At 71.9% G+C, this 17944-nt stretch carries 16 protein-coding genes; 7 read left to right on the top strand and 9 right to left on the bottom strand.

From position 1 onward, the window contains the following. Positions 1–9: 9 nt before the first annotated feature. The 6 genes from BLR33_RS06625 to BLR33_RS06600 all read right to left on the bottom strand — a co-directional run bounded on the left by BLR33_RS06625 (position 10) and on the right by BLR33_RS06600 (position 6839). Positions 10–1215: a S53 family peptidase gene (locus tag BLR33_RS06625; RefSeq protein ID WP_093783346.1), complete on the bottom strand. Its 1206-nt coding sequence runs from the start codon at positions 1213–1215 to the stop codon at positions 10–12. A 487-nt stretch (positions 1216–1702) separates the two neighbouring features. Further along, positions 1703–3520, bottom strand: a complete 1818-nt coding sequence (locus tag BLR33_RS06620; RefSeq protein ID WP_093783345.1) for a thiamine pyrophosphate-requiring protein — start codon at positions 3518–3520, stop codon at positions 1703–1705. A 168-nt stretch (positions 3521–3688) separates the two neighbouring features. Beyond that, entirely contained in the window at positions 3689–4564 is an 876-nt protein-coding gene (locus BLR33_RS06615; RefSeq protein WP_245771223.1) for a DUF3152 domain-containing protein, read from the bottom strand. A 293-nt stretch (positions 4565–4857) separates the two neighbouring features. Next, positions 4858–5361, bottom strand: a complete 504-nt coding sequence (locus BLR33_RS36680; RefSeq protein WP_093783344.1) for a PASTA domain-containing protein — start codon at positions 5359–5361, stop codon at positions 4858–4860. Beyond that, positions 5358–5882: a SigE family RNA polymerase sigma factor gene (locus BLR33_RS06605; RefSeq protein ID WP_407639655.1), complete on the bottom strand. Its 525-nt coding sequence runs from the start codon at positions 5880–5882 to the stop codon at positions 5358–5360. The genes BLR33_RS36680 and BLR33_RS06605 overlap by 4 nt, the downstream gene beginning before the upstream one ends. Before the next feature lie 231 nt (positions 5883–6113). Next, positions 6114–6839, bottom strand: coding sequence for an SDR family oxidoreductase (locus BLR33_RS06600; protein ID WP_093783760.1), 726 nt, complete (start codon positions 6837–6839; stop codon positions 6114–6116). Positions 6840–6936: 97 nt separating this feature from the next. On the opposite strand from BLR33_RS06600, the gene BLR33_RS06595 reads away from it, so the two are divergent. Further along, a complete protein-coding gene (locus BLR33_RS06595) occupies positions 6937–7527 on the top strand; it encodes a TetR/AcrR family transcriptional regulator (RefSeq protein WP_093783759.1) in 591 nt (196 codons plus the stop codon). A gap of 144 nt (positions 7528–7671) precedes the next feature. Here the strand turns inward: BLR33_RS06595 and BLR33_RS06590 are convergent, their stop codons facing one another. Beyond that, on the bottom strand, positions 7672–8871 hold the full coding sequence (locus tag BLR33_RS06590) for an MFS transporter (protein ID WP_093783343.1): 1200 nt from the start codon (positions 8869–8871) through the stop codon (positions 7672–7674). A 162-nt stretch (positions 8872–9033) separates the two neighbouring features. On the opposite strand from BLR33_RS06590, the gene BLR33_RS06585 reads away from it, so the two are divergent. The 5 genes from BLR33_RS06585 to BLR33_RS06565 all read left to right on the top strand — a co-directional run bounded on the left by BLR33_RS06585 (position 9034) and on the right by BLR33_RS06565 (position 14171). After that, positions 9034–9675: a CGNR zinc finger domain-containing protein gene (locus BLR33_RS06585; RefSeq protein ID WP_093783342.1), complete on the top strand. Its 642-nt coding sequence runs from the start codon at positions 9034–9036 to the stop codon at positions 9673–9675. A 591-nt stretch (positions 9676–10266) separates the two neighbouring features. Then, positions 10267–11460 (top strand): acyl-CoA dehydrogenase family protein, encoded by a 1194-nt coding sequence (locus BLR33_RS06580; RefSeq protein ID WP_093783341.1) that lies wholly within the window; start codon positions 10267–10269, stop codon positions 11458–11460. A gap of 111 nt (positions 11461–11571) precedes the next feature. Beyond that, positions 11572–12690 carry a zinc-dependent alcohol dehydrogenase gene (locus BLR33_RS06575; RefSeq protein ID WP_245771221.1) on the top strand — a complete coding sequence of 373 codons (1119 nt, stop codon included), beginning with the start codon at positions 11572–11574 and terminating at the stop codon, positions 12688–12690. Between the two features lie 126 nt (positions 12691–12816). Then, positions 12817–13305, top strand: coding sequence for a flavin reductase family protein (locus BLR33_RS06570; protein WP_093783340.1), 489 nt, complete (start codon positions 12817–12819; stop codon positions 13303–13305). Beyond that, positions 13302–14171 carry a Gfo/Idh/MocA family protein gene (locus BLR33_RS06565; RefSeq protein WP_093783339.1) on the top strand — a complete coding sequence of 290 codons (870 nt, stop codon included), beginning with the start codon at positions 13302–13304 and terminating at the stop codon, positions 14169–14171. The genes BLR33_RS06570 and BLR33_RS06565 overlap by 4 nt, the downstream gene beginning before the upstream one ends. A gap of 31 nt (positions 14172–14202) precedes the next feature. On the opposite strand, the gene BLR33_RS06560 is transcribed toward BLR33_RS06565, so the two are convergent. Further along, positions 14203–14544, bottom strand: a complete 342-nt coding sequence (locus tag BLR33_RS06560; RefSeq protein WP_093783338.1) for an ArsR/SmtB family transcription factor — start codon at positions 14542–14544, stop codon at positions 14203–14205. A gap of 141 nt (positions 14545–14685) precedes the next feature. Here BLR33_RS06560 and BLR33_RS06555 point away from each other — a divergent pair, with 141 nt between their 5' ends. After that, the gene (locus BLR33_RS06555; RefSeq protein ID WP_176930167.1) at positions 14686–16146 is read left to right on the top strand and encodes an MFS transporter; all 1461 of its coding nucleotides are present in this window, start codon (positions 14686–14688) and stop codon (positions 16144–16146) included. A gap of 52 nt (positions 16147–16198) precedes the next feature. Here BLR33_RS06555 and BLR33_RS06550 read toward each other — a convergent pair whose 3' ends face one another. Further along, positions 16199–17854 carry a purine-cytosine permease family protein gene (locus BLR33_RS06550; protein ID WP_093783337.1) on the bottom strand — a complete coding sequence of 552 codons (1656 nt, stop codon included), beginning with the start codon at positions 17852–17854 and terminating at the stop codon, positions 16199–16201. Between the last annotated feature and the right edge of the window lie 90 nt (positions 17855–17944).

Raw genomic sequence — 17944 nt, 5'->3', positions numbered from 1 at the left:
GCGGTCCGCTCAGAACGCCCCGACTCCGTTCGGCGTGCCGAGGCCGGTCGGGCCGTCCCAGCCGGTGCGCGCGGTGCACCATTGGCTGGTCGTGCAGCTGCCGTTGCTGCCCGAGGTGACGTCGTTCAGCGACGAGGAGTGCGTGTAGGGGTAGTTGTTGTCGATCGAGCCGGTGTTGCCGGCCAGGGCGTAGACCGAGGCGATGACCGGCGAGGAGACGCTGGTGCCGCCGAAGACCATCCAGCCGACGTAGCCCTGGTAGGCCGTGCTGTCGTAGACGGCGACGCCCGTCGAGGGGTTGGCGACCGCCGAGACGTCGGCCTCGGCCCGCTTGGCGCAGCCGGTGCCGAAGGACGCCTGGCCGCTGAGCGCGGTGTTGTAGGCCGAGCAGCCGCTGCCCGCCCCGCTCCACGCGGTCTCGCTCCAGCCGCGCGAGGTGGACGCCTTGCTCAGCGAGGTGCCGCCGACCGCGGTGACGTAGTGCGAGGACGCCGGGTAGCTCGCGCCGTAGCCGTTGTCACCGGAGCTGGCGGTCACCGCGATGCCCGGGTGGTTGTAGTAGGAGCCGTAGGTGGCGTCGGAGGCGTCGGAGCCGCCGTAGCTGTTGCTGATCGCGACGACACCGGGAGTGGCCGCCGCGCGGTTGACCGCCGCGCCGAGGTTGGCGAAGGACGAACTGCTCGCTTCCACCAGCAGGATGTGGCAGTTGGGGCAGATCGCCGAGACCATGTCGAGGTCGAGTGAGATCTCCTGGGCCCAGCCGCCGTCCTTGCGCGGGTAGCTCGTGCCGCCGTTCTGGTCGACCTTCTTGAAGCAGCCGTTGGCGGTGGTGCAGGCGGGCAGCCCGAACTGGCTGCGGTAGACGCCGAGGTCGGCCTCCGCGGTCGGGTCGTCGTAGGCGTCGACGATCGCGACCGTGCGGCCCGAACCCGCGGTGGCCGAGGGCAGGTTGTACGCCGACTGCAGGTCGGCGGGGCCGAAGCCGGAGGGGGTGGCGGCATCCGGCTTGGCGCCGGCGGGGGCAACCGTGCCGGTGACGTCGGTGCGGACGAGCGCCTGACAGGAGGCGTACCCGGCCTTGGCGGTGGTGCAGGAGCGGACCGCCTTGGCCGGCGAGGCCGCGGCGTGCGAGGCCGCCGCCGGGCCGAGCACGGTGAGCGGGATCGCCGCCAGTGCCGCGATGCCCAAAGCGGACAGCCGTGCGCGCAGGTGCATAGGACTCTCCTTGGTAGGTGACCGAGGGTTTCTCGACCTCGACCGCCCGCCCGCGCCCCCTCCCCCGAGAGGGGCACGCCTCGGGCGGCCGCGTTTCAGGGGAGGGCGACGCGGGGCGCCGGCGGCGTCCCGGCCGCGGCGGAGTCCGCCGGAAGGGCGGCGGTGTAACGCGCGTGTGTCAGGCTCATGACAACAAGGAATGCGTCAGCGAACAGGGCCGTCGTACCCGCGGCCCGCTTCTCCACGCACATCCGCACCACCACACCGACCAGCCCCTCTCGACGCCGACGATGCAGTGTGAGCCCACGGGGCACGCTGCGCAACCCCCGGCACACAAGGGGTAATTCGCCCTCGCGTCCGTGCCCCTCGGGCGGCGCCGGGCATGCGTCGGCCGGGGCACTCGCGCGCCCCGGCCGGCTGCGGGTTCAGCCCGCGGTCAGTCCCTGATCACCACGTGGCCCCCGGCCAGTCCTCGGTCAGTCCTCGGTCACTCCTCAGCCCCCGGCCGGTCCTCGCGGTGCCGGCGGCCGGGCAGCATCTCCTGGACCTTGGCCTTGAAGCCCTGCCGGACCATGCCCGCCCGGTCGCTGTCGCCCTGCAGCACCGAGGATGCGGCGGCCTCGATCTGATCCAGGTCGGCGTGCGGCGGGATCGGCGGTACGGCCGGGTCGGTGCGGAAGTCGATCACGAACGGCCGGTCGGCGGCCAGCGCCCGCTGCCAGGCGTCCACCACACCACCCGGCTCCTCCACCCGCACCCCGTCCAGGCCGATCGAGCGGGCGAAGTCCGCGTACGGCACATCGGGGATGGCCTGCGAGGGCAGGAACTGCGGGGCGCCGGCCATGGCCCGCATCTCCCACGTCACCTGGTTGAGGTCCCGGTTGTTGAGCACCGCGACCACCAGGCGCGGGTCCTGCCAGCGGTCCCGGTACTTCGCCGCCGTGATCAGCTCGGCCATGCCGTTCATCTGCATGGCGCCGTCGCCGACCAGCGCGATCGCCGGCCGGTCCGGGTGGGCGAACTTCGCGCCGATCGCGTACGGCACCCCCGGGCCCATGGTGGCCAGCGTCCCCGACAGCGAGCCGCGCATGGCGCCGCGGATGCGCAGGTGGCGGGCGTACCAGTTGGCCGAGGAGCCGGAGTCCGCCGAGAGCATCACGTCGTCGGGCAGCAGGGCGTCCAGCGCGTGCACGACGTACTCCGGGTTGACCGGGTCGGCGTCCACCGCGGCCCGCCGCTGCATGACCTCCCACCAGCGGGCGGTGTCCTTCTCGATCTTCGCCCGCCACGCCCCGTGCCTGCGCCGCTTCAGGTGCGGCAGCAGCGCCTTGAGCGTCTCCTCGGCGTCCCCGACGAGGTTGACCTCGAAGGGGTAGCGCAGCCCCACCATGAAGGGGTCGATGTCGATCTGCACCGCCCGCGCCTGCCCGAACTCGGGCAGGAACTGCGTGTAAGGGAAGCTCGACCCGATGACCAGCAGGGTGTCGCAGTCGCGCATCATCTCGTACGAGGGCCGGGTGCCCAGCAGGCCGATGGAGCCGGTGACGTAGGGCAGGTCGTCCGGGAGCACGTCCTTGCCGAGCAGCGCCTTGGCCACACCTGCCCCCAGCGCGTCCGCGGCCTGCTCGACCTGCGCGCGGGCGGCCCGCGCGCCCTGCCCGACGAGGATCGCGACCTTCTCGCCCGCGTTGAGCACTTCGGCGGCCCGCGCGATGTCCTGCGGCGCCGGCTGCGGCGCGGAGTGCGACATGCCGAGGCTGGAGGGCACCATCTTGAAGGCGTGCGAGGGCGCGGAGTACGGCAGCTCCTGCACGTCGGCGGGGATGATCAGGGCGGTCACGGTGCGCTTGGCGTACGCGGTGCGGATCGCCCGGTCCAGGACGTTGGGCAGCTGCTCGGGCACGGTGACCATCTCGCAGAAGTCGGCTGCCACGTCCTTGTAGAGGCTGAGCAGGTCCACCTCCTGCTGGTAGCTGCCGCCCATCGCGCTGCGGTTGGTCTGGCCGACGATCGCGACCACGGGCACGTGGTCGAGCTTGGCGTCGTACAGGCCGTTGAGCAGGTGGATCGCGCCGGGCCCCGAGGTCGCGGCGCACACGCCGACCTTTCCGGAGAACTTCGCGTAGCCGACCGCCTCGAAGGCGGCCATCTCCTCGTGCCGGGCCTGGACGAACTCCGGTGTGTTGTCGGCGCGGCCCCACGCGGCGAGCAGGCCGTTGATGCCGTCCCCGGCGTAGGCGAAGACGCGCTCGACATCCCACTCGCGCAGGCGCTGCAGTACGTAATCGGACACCTTCTCGGACATGCCGCTCCCTTCCTTCGCTGCCGGCGGCCGGCCGGCAGGGCGTAGGCGCACGCCCTTCGCCTGCCCGCGCCGGGAGGGCGCACGCAGACCCCGGGGGGAAGGGACTGCTCGGCGATCGCCGTCGCGGCCCCGGGCCGGGCCGCGCGCAGACCTCGGGGCGGCGACGCCTCAGCGCTCGGGCGGCCCGGTGACGTAGTGGCCGTGCGTGTCGTAGGGCCAGGCGTTGGCGACGCAGCCCTTCAGGCCCTTGATCTGCTGCATCATCACCGGGGCGAGCTTTCCGGGGCCCGGGCACGTCACGTGCTGGTGGCCGAGGAAGTGGCCCATCTCGTGGTTGATGATCAGCGCGCGGTAGTCGTGGATCGGGCCGTCGAAGGTGGGGGAGCCCTCGACCCAGCGCCGCAGGTTCACCACCACGCCGCCGGGCACCTCGCAGTCGTACTGGCCGCCGGTGTCCTGGTGGATGCCCGCCCAGCACAGGTCGTCGGTCGTCTTCGGGGTGGCGATGCGCACCTTGAGGTCGTAGCGGCCCGAGCTGACCAGCTGGAAGGAGGAGGTGCCGTCGTGGGTCCAGCCGCGCGGGGCGGCGAGTATGCCCGCGATCTCCTGCGCCGCCCGGTCGGGGGAGATGTCGATGCCCTTCTCGACCTGGACCATGTAGCGCAGCGGCTTGGGGCCGCGGCCGACGACCTTGCCGCTCGCCCGCGCGGTGACGAAGGTGCCGGGGCCGGACTCGGGGAGCCCGTCCCCGGGGGGCGCCTCGGTGGCCGGCTGCGTGGCGGAGGGGCGGGGAGCGGTGTGCGTGGCGGTCGGCGCGGGGGCCTTGGCGCCGGTGGCGCCGCCGCCCGGGTGGTGCAGGACGGCGACGCCCACGGCGGCGACCACGCCGAGGAGGGTGAGCAGGAGGAGCGGGCGCCTGCGGCGGCCCGTGGCCGGCGTGTCGGCGCGCAGGCCGTTGCCCGTGCCGTTGCCGGTACCGCCGCGGGTGCCGTCGTACGTCTCTGCGGCCTGCCGGCCGAGCGGCGGTGGGGTCTGCTGCTGCAACGGGTAACTCCTCTGTCACGTCTGTCCCATGGGCGCGAGGCTCAACCCCGCCCATCCTCCAGACGCCCCCGGCCCTCCTTCCCGCTGCGCCCCCACCCGGCCCACCCCTGTGATCCCCCTCACGCCACCCCCGCGGCGGTCAACCAATGCGCTGATCACGGCTTTTGGGGCCTGCGTCCGGCAACTCGCCCATGACCGTTCTGTGTTCCGGCTGTGGCGGAGCCTGGTGGACCGTGGTGGAAAAGGCCGAGCGGCGGCCCCTGGGGGAGGGGGCGCCGCTCGGCTCGGGGTGGTCAGCCGCAGAGGGTGAGGTCGACGTGGTCGCCGGCGTGGACGACCGCCGGTGCGAGCGGGGAGACGGCGATGACCGAGCCCGGCTTGCAGTTGTCGACCGCCGCGTGGGTGATCGTGCCGGGCTTCAGGCCCGCCTGGCCCAGCGCCTGCGTGGCGTCGGCCAGGTCCATGCCGCCGATGTCGAACGGCTTGACGTAGGGCACGGTGGTGACGTTGCCCTTGGCCGGGGTGGTCGTGGTGGCGGCGGGCCGCGCGGTGTGCGAGCCGGTGCCTACGGTGGCCAGGGCGGTGCCGCCGCCGGCCGCGATGAGGACCGCGGCGGCCGCGGCGACGAAGCCGGCCCGCCGGCGGCGGGTGCGGCTCTTGATGCCCGCGGCGTCGAAGTGCGGCACGGGGGCGGTACGGGCGAACTCGTTCATGGCGGTTACCAGTTCCTGTTCGAAGAATGCGAGGTGGGCGTCACCCTCGCGGCCGTCGGAAGGCGGGGAAACGTAGCCGGTCATCCGGTACTGGCTCCTTTCCGGGGCCGCGATGGCGTCGAAGTTTCGGAGAGTGCGGGAAACTGGGCCCGGAGCCTTTCCAGCCCCCGGGTGAGCTGGGACCGTACGGAACTCGGTGATATCCGCAGGTCCTCGGCGATCTCGGCGTCCGAGAGGTCGTGGAAATAGCGCAGTACCACGACGGTCCGCATGCCCATCGGCAGGCGTTGCAGCGCACGGACCAGTTCGTCCCGGGCATCGACGCGTCCGTAGTCGTCCCCCGGCGCGGGCCGGTCGTCACCGGTGTCCTGCTGGGGTACGACACGGCGGAACCGCTGCCACCGGTCGTTGGCGAGATTCACCATGATCCGCCGCACATAGGCGTCCGGAGCGTCTTTCGCGGCGATGGTGCGCCAACGGCGGCAGGTGCGTTCCAGGGTTTCCTGGACCAGTTCCTCGGCGGCCTCGCGGCTGCCGGTCAGGACCAGGGCCGCGCGGAACAAAGCGGCCGATCGGGTCTCGACGAAGGAGTGGAAATCCTCCACCGCCTTCGCCGTTCCCGCTTCGGCCGATTCCGTTCCGGAACGACCGCGCAGCGGATTCCATTTCCCAGCCGGAGCCACACCGCTCCTCCCTTCCTGTCCCCCCACTGACTCCGTAGCGCCCTCATTTGCTGCACGCGCGGCTTGAGACCTGCGTCACACAGCGACGCTTTCGGTCCGACCGTGCGGCGGGCGTGCGTTCCGGGGCCCGGCGGCCAGGCGGGACCTGTCGGCCTAGGCGCCGGCGAGGAGGGCGCCTCCGTCGACGGTGAGTACGGTTCCGGTGACGAAGCGGTTCTCCATCAGGTAGAGGTGCGCCGCGGCGATCTGGCCGGCCTCGCCGATCGACTTGGTGAGCGTCCTGCCGGCGAGGGCCCCGAACAGCGCCGTACGCTGCGGCTCGGGGACCGCGTCCCACAGCGGGGTGCGGACGGCTCCCGGCCGGACCGCGTTGACGCGGATCGGGGCGAGTTCGGCGGCCAGCCCCCGGGTCAGGCCCTCCATGGCCGCGGCGGCGCCGGCCGCGAGCGCCGTGCCGGGTGCGGGGCGGACGGCCACCGTTCCGGACGTCAGCACGATCGAGCCGCCCGAACGGATGCGCCCCGCCGCGTGCTTGACCGCCGCGACGGCCCCCCAGAAGCGGACCTCGAGCAACTCCCGTGCGGCCTCCAGGGGTACGTCCGCCAGCGGCTGCGGGCGCACCGTGTCCCCGGCGGTGTAGACCACGTGATCGAGTTCGCCGACGCGGTCGAACAGGGCGGCCACCTCCGCCTCGTTGCGGGTGTTGACGACGGTCCCGTCGCAGGCGTCCGGCAGCTGCGCGAGCGCGGCCTCCAGGCGCCCCTGGTTGCTCGACGCGATCGTGACCGCCGCTCCTGCCGCTGCCGCGGCGCGGGCCGTGGCCAGTCCCATCCCCGAACTGCCGCCGATGACGACGATGCGCTGCCCGGAAAGATCCATGGTGCCCACTCCTGCTCCTCGAACGGTGATGACTCACTGAGTCGTCACCCTAGCACCCATGACGACACACTGAGACATCACTGCTAAAGTGGTGACCATGCCGCGATGGGACCCGAACGCCGAGGACCGGCTCCGCGACGCAGCACTGGAGCTGTTCCTCGAACGCGGCTACGAGAACGTCACCGTCGCGGAGATCACCGAGCGGGCCGGGCTGACCCGCCGCTCGTTCTCCCGCTACTTCGCGGACAAGCGGGACGTGCTGTTCGCCGGGTCCGACCGGCTCCCGGCCGACCTCGCCCGGTCCGTCCGGGCCGCCGACGACACCCTCCCTCCCTTCGAGGCCCTTCTGGCCGCGCTCGTGGACGCCGCCGGCGCCCTGACCGACCAGGCCCCCCTCGCCGCGCAGCGCCGCGCGGTCGTCCGGGCCAGCCCGGAGCTGCAGGAACGGGGCCGGACCAAGTTCGCCGCCGCGACGGAGGCGGTGGCGGACGCGCTGCGGGACCGGGGCTGCGCCGCGTCGGAGGCGACGCTGCTGGCGGAGGCCGGCGTCGCCGTCTTCCGCACCGCCCTGGAGCGCTGGACCGACCGGCCGGACGATGCCGACCTGCCGACCCGCATCAGGCAGGCCGCCGCCGAACTCGCCACCCACCTGGCCACGGTGAACCCCGCCACGCTGCTCCACCCCTGACCCCCGGGACCGCCCACGGACGAGCGCCGCTCGCGCTCAAGGGCCGGACCGGCGATGCCCTGCCGGGGGGTCGGGCGGGGAGCCCCCAAGAGCAGTCGGCGCAGTCGGCCGCCCAGGAAGCAACCACCCCCTGCGCGGTGTCGATCAGAGCGCCACCTTGTCCGCGCTCTCGGCCGGGGTGTCCTGCGGTGTGGCGCGGCTGCGGGCCGCAAGGTGGACCACGTGGCGGGCCAGGGCGAGCGCCGGCAGGACGGCGAGCAGTTCGCAGACGCCTGGCCAGCCCAGCAGGTCGTACGCGCGGACTCCCAGCCATGAGCCCGCGCTGCCGCCCAGGAAGGCACAGGTCATGTAGGCGGTGTTGAGGCGGCCGCGTGCCTCGGGGCGCAGGACGAAGATGCGGGCCTGGTTGGCGACCTGACCGCTCTGCATGGAGACGTCCAGTACCAGCATGCCGACGGTCAGCACCACGATGCCGAAGGCGCCTCCGGCCGATCCGAAGGCAAGGATGCCAGAGGCGAGCAGCGCGCCCAGGATGCAGACCAGATTGATCGCGTCGGGGCCGTCGCGGTCGGTGCGGCGGCCGGCGATCGGGGTGCAGAACATGCTGGCCGCGCCGACGAGCGCGATCAGGCCCACCGCCGAGGCGCCCAAGTGGTACGCCGGGCCGGTGACGTAGAGCGTGAGGCTGGTCCAGGCGGCGCTGAAGCCGGCGAAGACGGTGGCCTGGTACACGCACGAGCGCCGCAGGTCGGGCTCCTCGCGCAGCAGCCGCAGCGAGGCGGTGACCAGGCGCGGGTAGCGCTCCTGGGAGGTCGGGACGGTGGCGGGCAACACGGCGGTCATGACGGCCGCGAGGATCAGGATCAGGGCGGCGGCCACCAGATAGGGCGCTCGCCAGCCCAGCCACTGGCCGAGCACCCCGCTGAAGGTGCGGGCCAGCAGGATGCCGCCGATCAGGCCGCTGAGCAGCGTGCCGGTGACAGCGCCCCGCCGGTCGGCCGCCACCAGGCCGGCCGCCATCGGGATGATGATCTGCGGCACCACGGTGACGGCGCCGACGACCGCGCTGGCGACGACCAGTACGGCCAGGTCCGGAGCCGTACCGGCACCGATCAGGCCGAGGCCGGTGATACCGAGCAGCGCGGGGATCAGCTTGCGGTGCACCAGCCGGTCGCCGAGTGGCACGAGGAAGAAGATGCCGACCGCGTAACCGAACTGGGCCGCCGTCACCGCCGCTGCCGCCAGGCCGGTGCGCACCCGAAGGCCGTGGGCGATGAGCGGGGTGATGGCCTGCGGGAAGTAGATGTTGGCGACGCCCACGCCGCAGGCGAGCGCGAGCGTCATGACGAGCGACCGTTTCGGGCCGGTGGGGGACTCGTCGGCGGGCCGGACTAATCGGCGATCGTTCACCAGGAGCACCTCGTGGAGTCGCGTGTCAGCGGGAACCGGTTTTACCGGTTCTGACGGTACCAGTCCGACCGGTTCGCCGGGCAGTAATGTGGGGCCATGCCAGTCGCCGCCGAGGTCCCCGCCTTCCGTTCGGGAGCCGGGCGGCTGTGCCTGGACTTCATCCGGACGCTGCGCCACCGGGACAGCGCGGAAGCCGTGGAGGAGCTGCCCGGGCTGCGGCAGTTGGCCGCCTGGGTGGAGCGCTTCGGCCCGCCCGGACTGGAGCCGGCGGACCGTGAGGCCTGGCCGGACGGCGCCGGCGGCGTGCCGTACGACGAGCGGGCCCGGACCCTCCGTGAGGCGGTGCACCTGCTGATCGCCGCCGCCCGCGGGCCCGAGGGGCCGGCGGGCTGCCCGGCCGGCGCACGCGAGACCGTCAACACCGCCGCCCGGTCGCCGGTACCGGCCCCATGGCTGGACGCCTCGGGAAGACTGCGGTTCTCCGCCGCCGACCCGGTGCTCGCGGTGCTGGCACTCGTCGCCCGCGACGCCCTCGACTTGGCGGCCTCACCGGACATCGACCGGGTGCGCGCGTGCGCCAACTCGGGCTGCGGGGCGCTGTTCATCGACAACTCCCGGCCCGGCCGCCGCCGTTGGTGCTCCATGAACACCTGCGGGAACCTGGCGAAGAAGTCCGCCCTGCGCGCCAGGACCGGCGCGGCCGACACCGGTGCCGTGGCGGAAGAGCCCGGCCGGTAGCAGCCCCCACGAGGGCGGCGAGGCACGGTTGACGTGCGTGGCGCCGGCCAACGGCTCCTCGCGCGGCCCGCCCGGCGTGCGTACCCGGCCGCACGCCCGGCCTTCGGGCCTCCCGTACCCCTCCCGGCCGGCCTTGTGCGGCGCCCCCCTCCGCCGTTGCCGCCCGACAGGTCGACGGTTCCGGCCATGTTCTGCGGCGGATCGTCCCCGGGCCGCCCGGATGCCGCGTGGAAACCTTTTCCGAACGTGGCCGTAAACCAGGCATGCCTTCGCCGTTGCAGACCGGAATTTTCGGGACAATGCCCAGCCGTGCCGGAAACGGCAGGGGAATCCCCGGAAACGTTCGGGACATTGCCCGGTATCGGCGGCCGGTGGACCGTTTTCAATTGATTACTCAACGAATCTCTGCGATCGGGTCCCACCCTGCGGGTTCGGTCCTGGTCGATCTCCCGCGGATGCAATCGGCGCGGTTGTCCAAAAGAGCCCGCCGCCACTCTCGGTGGGTACGCGACCGGCTACCTCGTGCTTACCATTGCGATGTTCGTACGCATGTACTCGTACAGACGTACTCTGATGTGACATGGGGGTTTCATGGATGCGCAGCCATCGGTAGGCGCGCCGGCACTGCCGGCCCGACCACCGCGTACGCCGGACACCGCGTACTGGCTGGACCGGGCCGCGGCGGTACTGGGAGCGGTCGACGCGGACCGCGACAAGGCCGAGGTGAACCGGGCCTCATCACCGCAAGTCTTCGCCGAATTGTCCGAGGCCGGCCTGCACCGGATGTGGGTTTCCCGCGCCCTGGGCGGAGGCGGGGCAACACTGTCCGCGGGTATCGCGGTCATCCAGCTGATTTCCCGCCACGACGCCTCGGTTTCCTGGCAAGTCGGTGTTCAAGGAGCCATCGGGAGGATCTCCGATTACCTCCCTGAGGATGCCGCCCGCACCATCTTCTCCACGCACGACAAGCTCGTGGTGGGATCGGTCCATCCCACCGGCACCGCCGAACGGGTCGCCGGCGGCTTCCGGCTGTCGGGCAGGTGGGGCTTCGCCTCCGGCTCCGCGGGCGCGGCCTGGATCGTGTCCGCGGCCCGGGTCACCGAGGGCGGCGCTCCCACCGGCGAGGTGCGGATGCTGTTCACGCCGATCGCCGACGTCACCATGCTGGACACCTGGTACACCACCGGGCTGGCCGCCACCGGGTCGCACGACTACGCGATCCACGACGTGTTCGTGCCCGAGGACCACACGGTGGACGGCGCCGACATGACCCGTCCCGCGGCCCCCCGCGCGTCGCGCGGCTACGGCATCGGCTACTACGACTTCGGTCCCTTCACCGCTGCCGCGACCGTCCTGGGCATCGCGGACCTGGCCCTGGACACCTTCACCGAACTCGCCGCCTCCAAGGTCCCCTCGGAGGGCAAGGTCACCCTCAAGAACAGCCACACCGTGCAGGACCGGCTGGCCAGGGCCCGGGCGTCGGTACGCGCGGCGCACACCCTGGTCGACGACGCCGCGTGGCACGCGGAGCACCACGGGGACACCGGGGGCGACGAACTGTCCGCCCTGGTACGGCTGGCCTGCACGTTCGCCGCGCAGAGCGCCACAGAGGCCGTGGACGCGGTGTACGAGATGGCCGGCGCGACCTCCACCTACCGCTCGCACCCGCTGGAGCGCTGCTTCCGCGACGTCCACACCGCCGTGAAGCACATCACTCTCGCCCCGGCCAACTACGAGATGGTCGGCGAGTACCTGCTCGGCGGCGCCCTGCGCGCCCGCCGGTAGGACCACCGAGCAAGGAAGCGCCTTCGCACGTCCGCTGCTCCACGCCCCGCCCGCGACCCACCCGGTGCACGGCGGTGGCTGGACGACGCCTACGAAAGGGCATCCGTTTCCATGAGCATCAGCACCATGCTGGACGACCTGGCCTCGCCCGCGGAACCCGCGGTACCGGCCACGATGAAAGCCGTCGAGCTCCTCGCTCCCCTGACACCGGCGCTGTCGACACTGCCGGTCCCCGGTGTTCCGGCCGACGGCCTGCTGCTGAAGACGCGCTGCGTCTCCATCTGCTCGACCGACATCTCGTACTTCGAGGGACACCTCTTCCCGGACGTCTACCCGGTCATCCTCGGGCACGAGTACCTCGGCGAAGTCGTCCAGATCGGCCCCGACTTCGACAGCTCCACCCCCATCGCCATCGGCGACCGCGTCGTCTACTGGGGGCAGACCGACTTCGGCGGCTTCGCCGAATACCGCTCGGTGCGGCCCATCTTCTCCGGCGAGACCAAGTCGGACGTGTACTGGGCCGACCGCTACTTCCACGACGACCGCATGGCCTCGGCCGTCAAGGTCCCCGACGACCTCGACGACCTGCACGCCTCCCTCATCGAGCCCACCACCGGCGCGCTGCGCTCCTTGCTGACCAACCCGCCCGCCCCCGGCGACCGCGTCGCCATCCTGGGCGCCGGCCCCATCGCCGTCATCGCCGGATCGGTCATCAAGCGGCTGTTCGCCCCGCACGAGGTCGTCTGCGTCGACCTCAACAAGCACCGCAACGTCTTCGCCAAGGGCCAGTTCGCCGACCACGCCTACGTGCCCGAGGAGTTCGAGGAGACGGTGCCGCTCAACAGCATCGACTACGTCTTCGACACCCTGCCGACGGTCAAGGTCGACGACGAGGACCAGGACCCGAGGCGGGTGGCCATGCGCAAGCTGGCGCCGCGCGGCAAGTACGTGCTGTACGGCGCCTCGCAGGAGATGCAGAAGTTCGACACCTGGCTGATGCTCGCCAAGGGCATCAACATCACCGCCGCGCCGTTCGACGTCCACTCCTTCCCCATGCACCGCACGGCCAACGTCATCGCGTCCGCCATGCACATGATCCGGTCCGGCATCGTCGACGCCGGCGCGCTGCAGACGCAGGTCTGCCCCTTCGACGACTACACCCAGCTCGTCGAGATCCTGCGCAGCTACCGCTCCACCCACCACATGAAGACCGTCATCGACTTCCGCTGACGGATCCCCTGCCGGGCCGAGGTGCCCGCCCGCCGACCCGACCGCTCCCCCCGGGGCGGGGCGGGCACCTCGGCCCCTCCGGCCGGACCGGCCGCGCCGTCCCACCGCGAGAGGACCCGCGAACCCATGTCCGTACTGCCCGAGTTCTTCAACGCCATGGCCACCGTCCCGTCACCGGTCGCGGTCGCCACCACCGTCGACGCCTCCGGAAGACGATGGGGCTTCACCGGAAGCTCGTTCACCTCGCTGTCCGCCGACCCGCCGCTGATCCTCATCTGCCTCGGCAAAGGCGCCTCGACCCACGCCGCGTTCACCACCTGCGACCGTTTCCTGGTCAACGTGCTCTCGGCCGGGCAGGCCGAGGTGGCCCGCCGCTTCGCCACATCCGGCATCGACCGCTTCGCGGCCGGCGACATGTCCCCCTGCGAGTCGCAGCTGCCCGGACTGCCCGAAGCCACCGCCCGGTTGTCGTGCACCCTGTACTGCGTCATGGACGGAGGGGACCACTCCATCGTCGTGGGACGGGTGGAGCAGGCCACGCTCACCGGCGAAGCGCCGCTCGTCTCCTGCAACCGGTCGTTCACCCGCATCGCGCAGGAACCGAGCGTGGTGTGAAGCCCCTGCGCATCGCCCTGCTCGGCACCTCGCACGTCCATCTCGCCGACCACCTCGCCGCCCTGGACCGCCCCGGCCTGTCCCGCGCCGCCGGTCTGCCGCAGGCGGACGCGGTGATCCTGGGCGGTTCCCCGGCGGACCGCGAACGGCTGCTCGCCGAGATGACCGATGTCCACCTGCCCGTACTCGCGGAGAAGCCCCTCGCCAGGTCCGCCGACGCCACCGCCGCCCTGTTGCGGCGGTGGCAGGGGCACCTCACCACGGCGATGTTCCTGCGCTGCAGCCCGGTGTTCGCCGCGCTCCGGCACGCGGTGGCGGCCGGCACGCTGGGCGACATCGCGGCCGTACACGCCGATTTCAGCCATCCGGGCTGGTGGGACGGCGTGTTCACGGGCGCCGCGGCCTGGATGGGCGACGAGGAGCAGGCGCCCGGCGGCGCCCTGGCCGATCTGGCCGTCCACCTGCTGGACGTGCTGCTGTGGATACGACCCGACTGGCCGCTGACGGTGTGCGCGGCGGACAGGACCCGGTCCGCTCGCGCCGGACCGGTGGTGGCGGGATCCGCGCTGCTGCGCTGGGGGCCCGCGCTGGTGACGCTGCACACCGGGTGGACCTCACGGCCCGGCGGCCTGCGCGTCGCGATGGACGGCAGCCACGGACGCGCGGTGGTCGACCGCGGTGAACTCACCCTCGTCAACGGGAGTTCGGGGCCGCGCACCGTGCACCGCGGACCCGCCCCGGCCGCCGCCGACGCCGTGCACGCCTTCGTGGGCGAACTCCGCGGCGCCGGGAGCGTACTGCCGCGGGCGGCGGACATCCTGCGCTGTGCCGAGCTGGCCGACCGTCTGATCGGGCCGGACGACTGACGCCGGCGGCCGGCGGAACGGAGGGGCCGGGCTAGTCGCGGCCGCCGGGCGCGGCGCCGGGCTCGGCCTCTTCCGCGGTGAGGTTGGCCAGGACCGCGTCGAGCAGCCCCGGGAACCGCGCGTCGAGATCCTCACGGCGCAGGGAGAGCAGGTTCTCCCGCCCCGAGGGCTGCTGCCAGATCACCCCGGCGTCCCGCAGGACCCGCCAGTGGTGGGTCAGCGTCGACTTCGACACCCCGGACAGCACCGAGCCGCAAGGATGCTGCCCACCCTCGGCGAGCCTTCTGACCACGGTCAGCCGCATCGGGTTGGAGAGGGCGGCCAGCACATTCTCCAGCCGCATCTGGTCGAGCGTGGGGTGATGGGCGCGCATGCCGCCATGATAGTCGAACAGTACGTACTTGCCAGTACGGTCGAACTTTCCCTCTTTCGGGAGAGGCGAGGCGAGCCCGACCCCGCTAAAGTACCAATGTACTCGTACAGTCATAGCGTCTGTGCTCCGGAAGGCCCGCCCATGTCCATCGGACCCGTCCACCGTCACACCGGGCTGATCCTCGCCACCTTGGCCCTGGCTCAGCTGATCTTCTCCCTCGACATCAACATCGTCTTCGTCGCACTGCCCGACATCAGCAGCCACCTGGGCTTCACCGACCAGACCCAGCAGTGGGTCATCGGCGCCTACACCGTCTTCTCCGGCGGCTTCCTGCTGCTCGGTGGACGCGCCGCCGACCTGCTCGGCCGGCGGCGCACCTTCATCACCGCCCTGAGCGTCTACGGGGTCTCCTCCCTCGCCGGCGGCCTGGCCTCCACCACCTCGGTGATCATCGTCGCGCGCGCCGTCCAGGGCATCGGCGGCGCGCTGCTGCTGCCGGCGACGTTGTCCCTGATCAGCACGCTCTTCGAGGAGGGGCCCAAACGCAATCGGGCGCTGGCGGTGTGGGGCGGGGCAGGCGCCTCCGGCCTGACCGTGGGCGCCCTGCTCGGCGGCATCCTCACCCAGAACCTGGGCTGGCCGGCCGTCTTCTTCGTCAACGTGCCCCTCGCGGCAGTCGCGATCACCGGCGCCCTCGTCTACATCCCGGCCGACACATCGGCCCGGTCCCGCCGCCGCTTCGACCTGCCGGGCGCGCTCACCGTCACCGGCGGCGCCACCCTGCTGGTCTTCGGGCTGGTCGAGGGACCGGTCAACGGATGGGGCTCGGCATCCGACATCACCGCGTTCGTCCTGGCCGCGGCCCTGCTGGCGGCCTTCGCCGTCATCGAGACCCGCTCCTCCGACCCGCTGATGCCCCCCGCCCTGCTCGGCAACCGCTCCCTGGTCGTCGCGGTCACCATCACCTTCCTCTACATGGCCTCCTTCGGCACCCTGCCCTACTTCCTGACCAACCTCCTGCAGGGCGTGCACGGCATGGACGCCCTGCAGACGGGACTGGCCTTCCTGGTGCCCTCCGTCGCCATCGCCACCGGTACCCAACTCGGCGAGCGCCTGAGCAACCGGATCGGTGCCCGTACCGCCCTGATCGCCGGTCTGCTCGTCGGGGCGGTGGGCACAGCGGTGATGACCCTGGGCTTCCACCACCACTCCGGCTACGCCGCGCTCCTGCCCGGCCTCGTCGTCTCGGGGCTCGGCCAGGGCGTGGTCTGGACGGCCATGTGGATCGCGGCCGCCACCGGCGTCAGCCCCCAGGAGCAGGGAGTGGCCAACGGCATGGCCACCACGACCCTCAGCCTGGGCAACGCCATCGGCCTGGCGGTCCTCGTCGCCGTCGCCGGCCGGAACACCGGCGGACTGACCGGCGGCAGCCTCGCCGACGCCCAGGCCCGCGGGTACGGCAACGCCGTGTGGATCACCGTGGTCATCATGGCGGTCGGCGCCGCCCTCGCGCTGGCGCTCAAGCCGCGGGCCGCCGTCGAGCCGGTCGCGCGGCCGGTCGGCAGCACCGCGGCGCACCCGGCCAACGCGGGCCGCAAGTGACCGGCATTGCCGCGTCCGCGGTGACTGCCTCGCCTCGCGGGCGGCGCGTGCTTCAGCCGGCCGTGGGCACCGCGGGCAGGACGTGGTCGCCGACCTTGTCGGTGCTCAGGCACAGGGAGCAGACCACCGACGCGTGGGTCACGCAGGCTGCCAGGTCCGGCCGCTCGTAGGGCTGCCGGCAGACGTGGCAGTCGAGGGTGAGGGCGCTGGGGTTGCCGTCGGCGTCCAGCAGCGGTTCCGTCATGCCGTCGTCGGTGCGGCGCAGGTAGTACCGGCCCTTGGTGGCGACGGCCATGACGGGGGTGAGGACGAAGGCGAGCAGGGCGGCGGCCACCGGGGAGTACGGCTGGAGGGTGTCGCCCAGGGCGTGGAAGTACAGCGCGATCGACAGCCCCGACGCGGCGACGAAGGAGACGACACCGACCGGATTGACCGCGTACAGCATGCCGCGGCGGAACTCCGGCTGGAGCGGGGAGATCTTCAGTACGTACTTGTTGACGCCGATGTCGGTGGCCACCGTGACGACCCAGGCGATGGCGCAGTTGGAGTAGAAGCCGAGGATGCTGTTCAGGAAGCTGAACATGTCGGCCTCCATCAGCGCCAGCGCGAATCCCAGGTTGACCAGGACGAAGACCATGCGGCCGGGGTAGTGCCTGGTGACCCGGGTGAAGGAGTTCGTCCAGGCGAGCGAGCCCGAATAGGCGTTGGTGACGTTGATCTTGATCTGGCTGATGACGACGAGGGCGACGGCCAGCGGGATCACCAGCCACGAGGGCATCATGGCGTCGAAGGCGCCCTTGAACTGCTGGATCGGCTCGGGTGCCGCCGAGGAGCCGACCTTGGCGATGACGTACACGGCGAGGAACGCGCCGATGGTCTGCTTCAGGGCGCCGAGCACCACCCAGCCCGGTCCCGCCACCAGCACCCCCGTCCACCAGGCCCGCCGGTTGGCCCGCGTCCTGGGCGGCATGAACCGCAGGTAGTCGATCTGCTCGCCGATCTGCGCGATGAGCGAGAGGCACACGCCGGCGCCGAGCAGCACGGACGCGGTGTCCACGGCGCCGTCGCCGCCGGTGCCGGCATACCCGAGGAAGCGGTCGACGGTGCCCGGGTCGGAGGCGATCAGGTAGACCAGCGGCCCGACCATGAGCAGCAGCCAGATCGGCGTCGTCCACACCTGGAGTTTGCTGAGCGCCTTCATGCCGTAGATCACCAGCGGGATGACCATGAACGTGGAGACCAGGTAGCCGAGCCAGAGCGGCAGCCCGAGCCCCAGTTTGAGCCCCTGGGCCATGATCGAGCCTTCGAGGGCGAAGAAGATGAAGGTGAAGCTGGCGAAGATGACGCTGGTGAGGACCGAACCGTAGTAGCCGAAGCCGGAGCCCCGCGTGATCAGGTCCAGATCGATGTTGTAGCGGGCGCCGTAGTAGGCGAGCGGAAAGCCGGTCACGAAGATGACGACGGCGGCGACCGCGATGGCGAGGAGCGCGTTGCCGGTGCCGTGGGCGAGGCCGATGCCGGCCCCGATCGAGAAGTCCGCCATGTAGGCGATGCCGCCGAGGGCCGTGGTCGCCACGACCATCGGCGTCCAGCGGCGGTAGCTGCGCGGTGCGAACCGGAGGGTGTAGTCCTCCAGGGTCTCCTTCGTCACCTGCTCCGTGCCGGAGCCCGGTACTTCCGCTGTCTCGGGGGGTTCGATGGCGCTCATGGTCAGCCCTTCGCGGTGTGGGGGTACCTGGCGGGTGAGCGATCGTGCGACATCCCGGCCGACGTCGGCGGCGTCCGGGGGAGGTCGTGG

Source organism: Actinacidiphila guanduensis (genome assembly GCF_900103985.1).
In the GTDB taxonomy this organism is placed as follows: Bacteria; Actinomycetota; Actinomycetes; order Streptomycetales; family Streptomycetaceae; genus Actinacidiphila; species Actinacidiphila guanduensis.
This window is presented reverse-complemented; position numbering and strand designations above follow the sequence as displayed.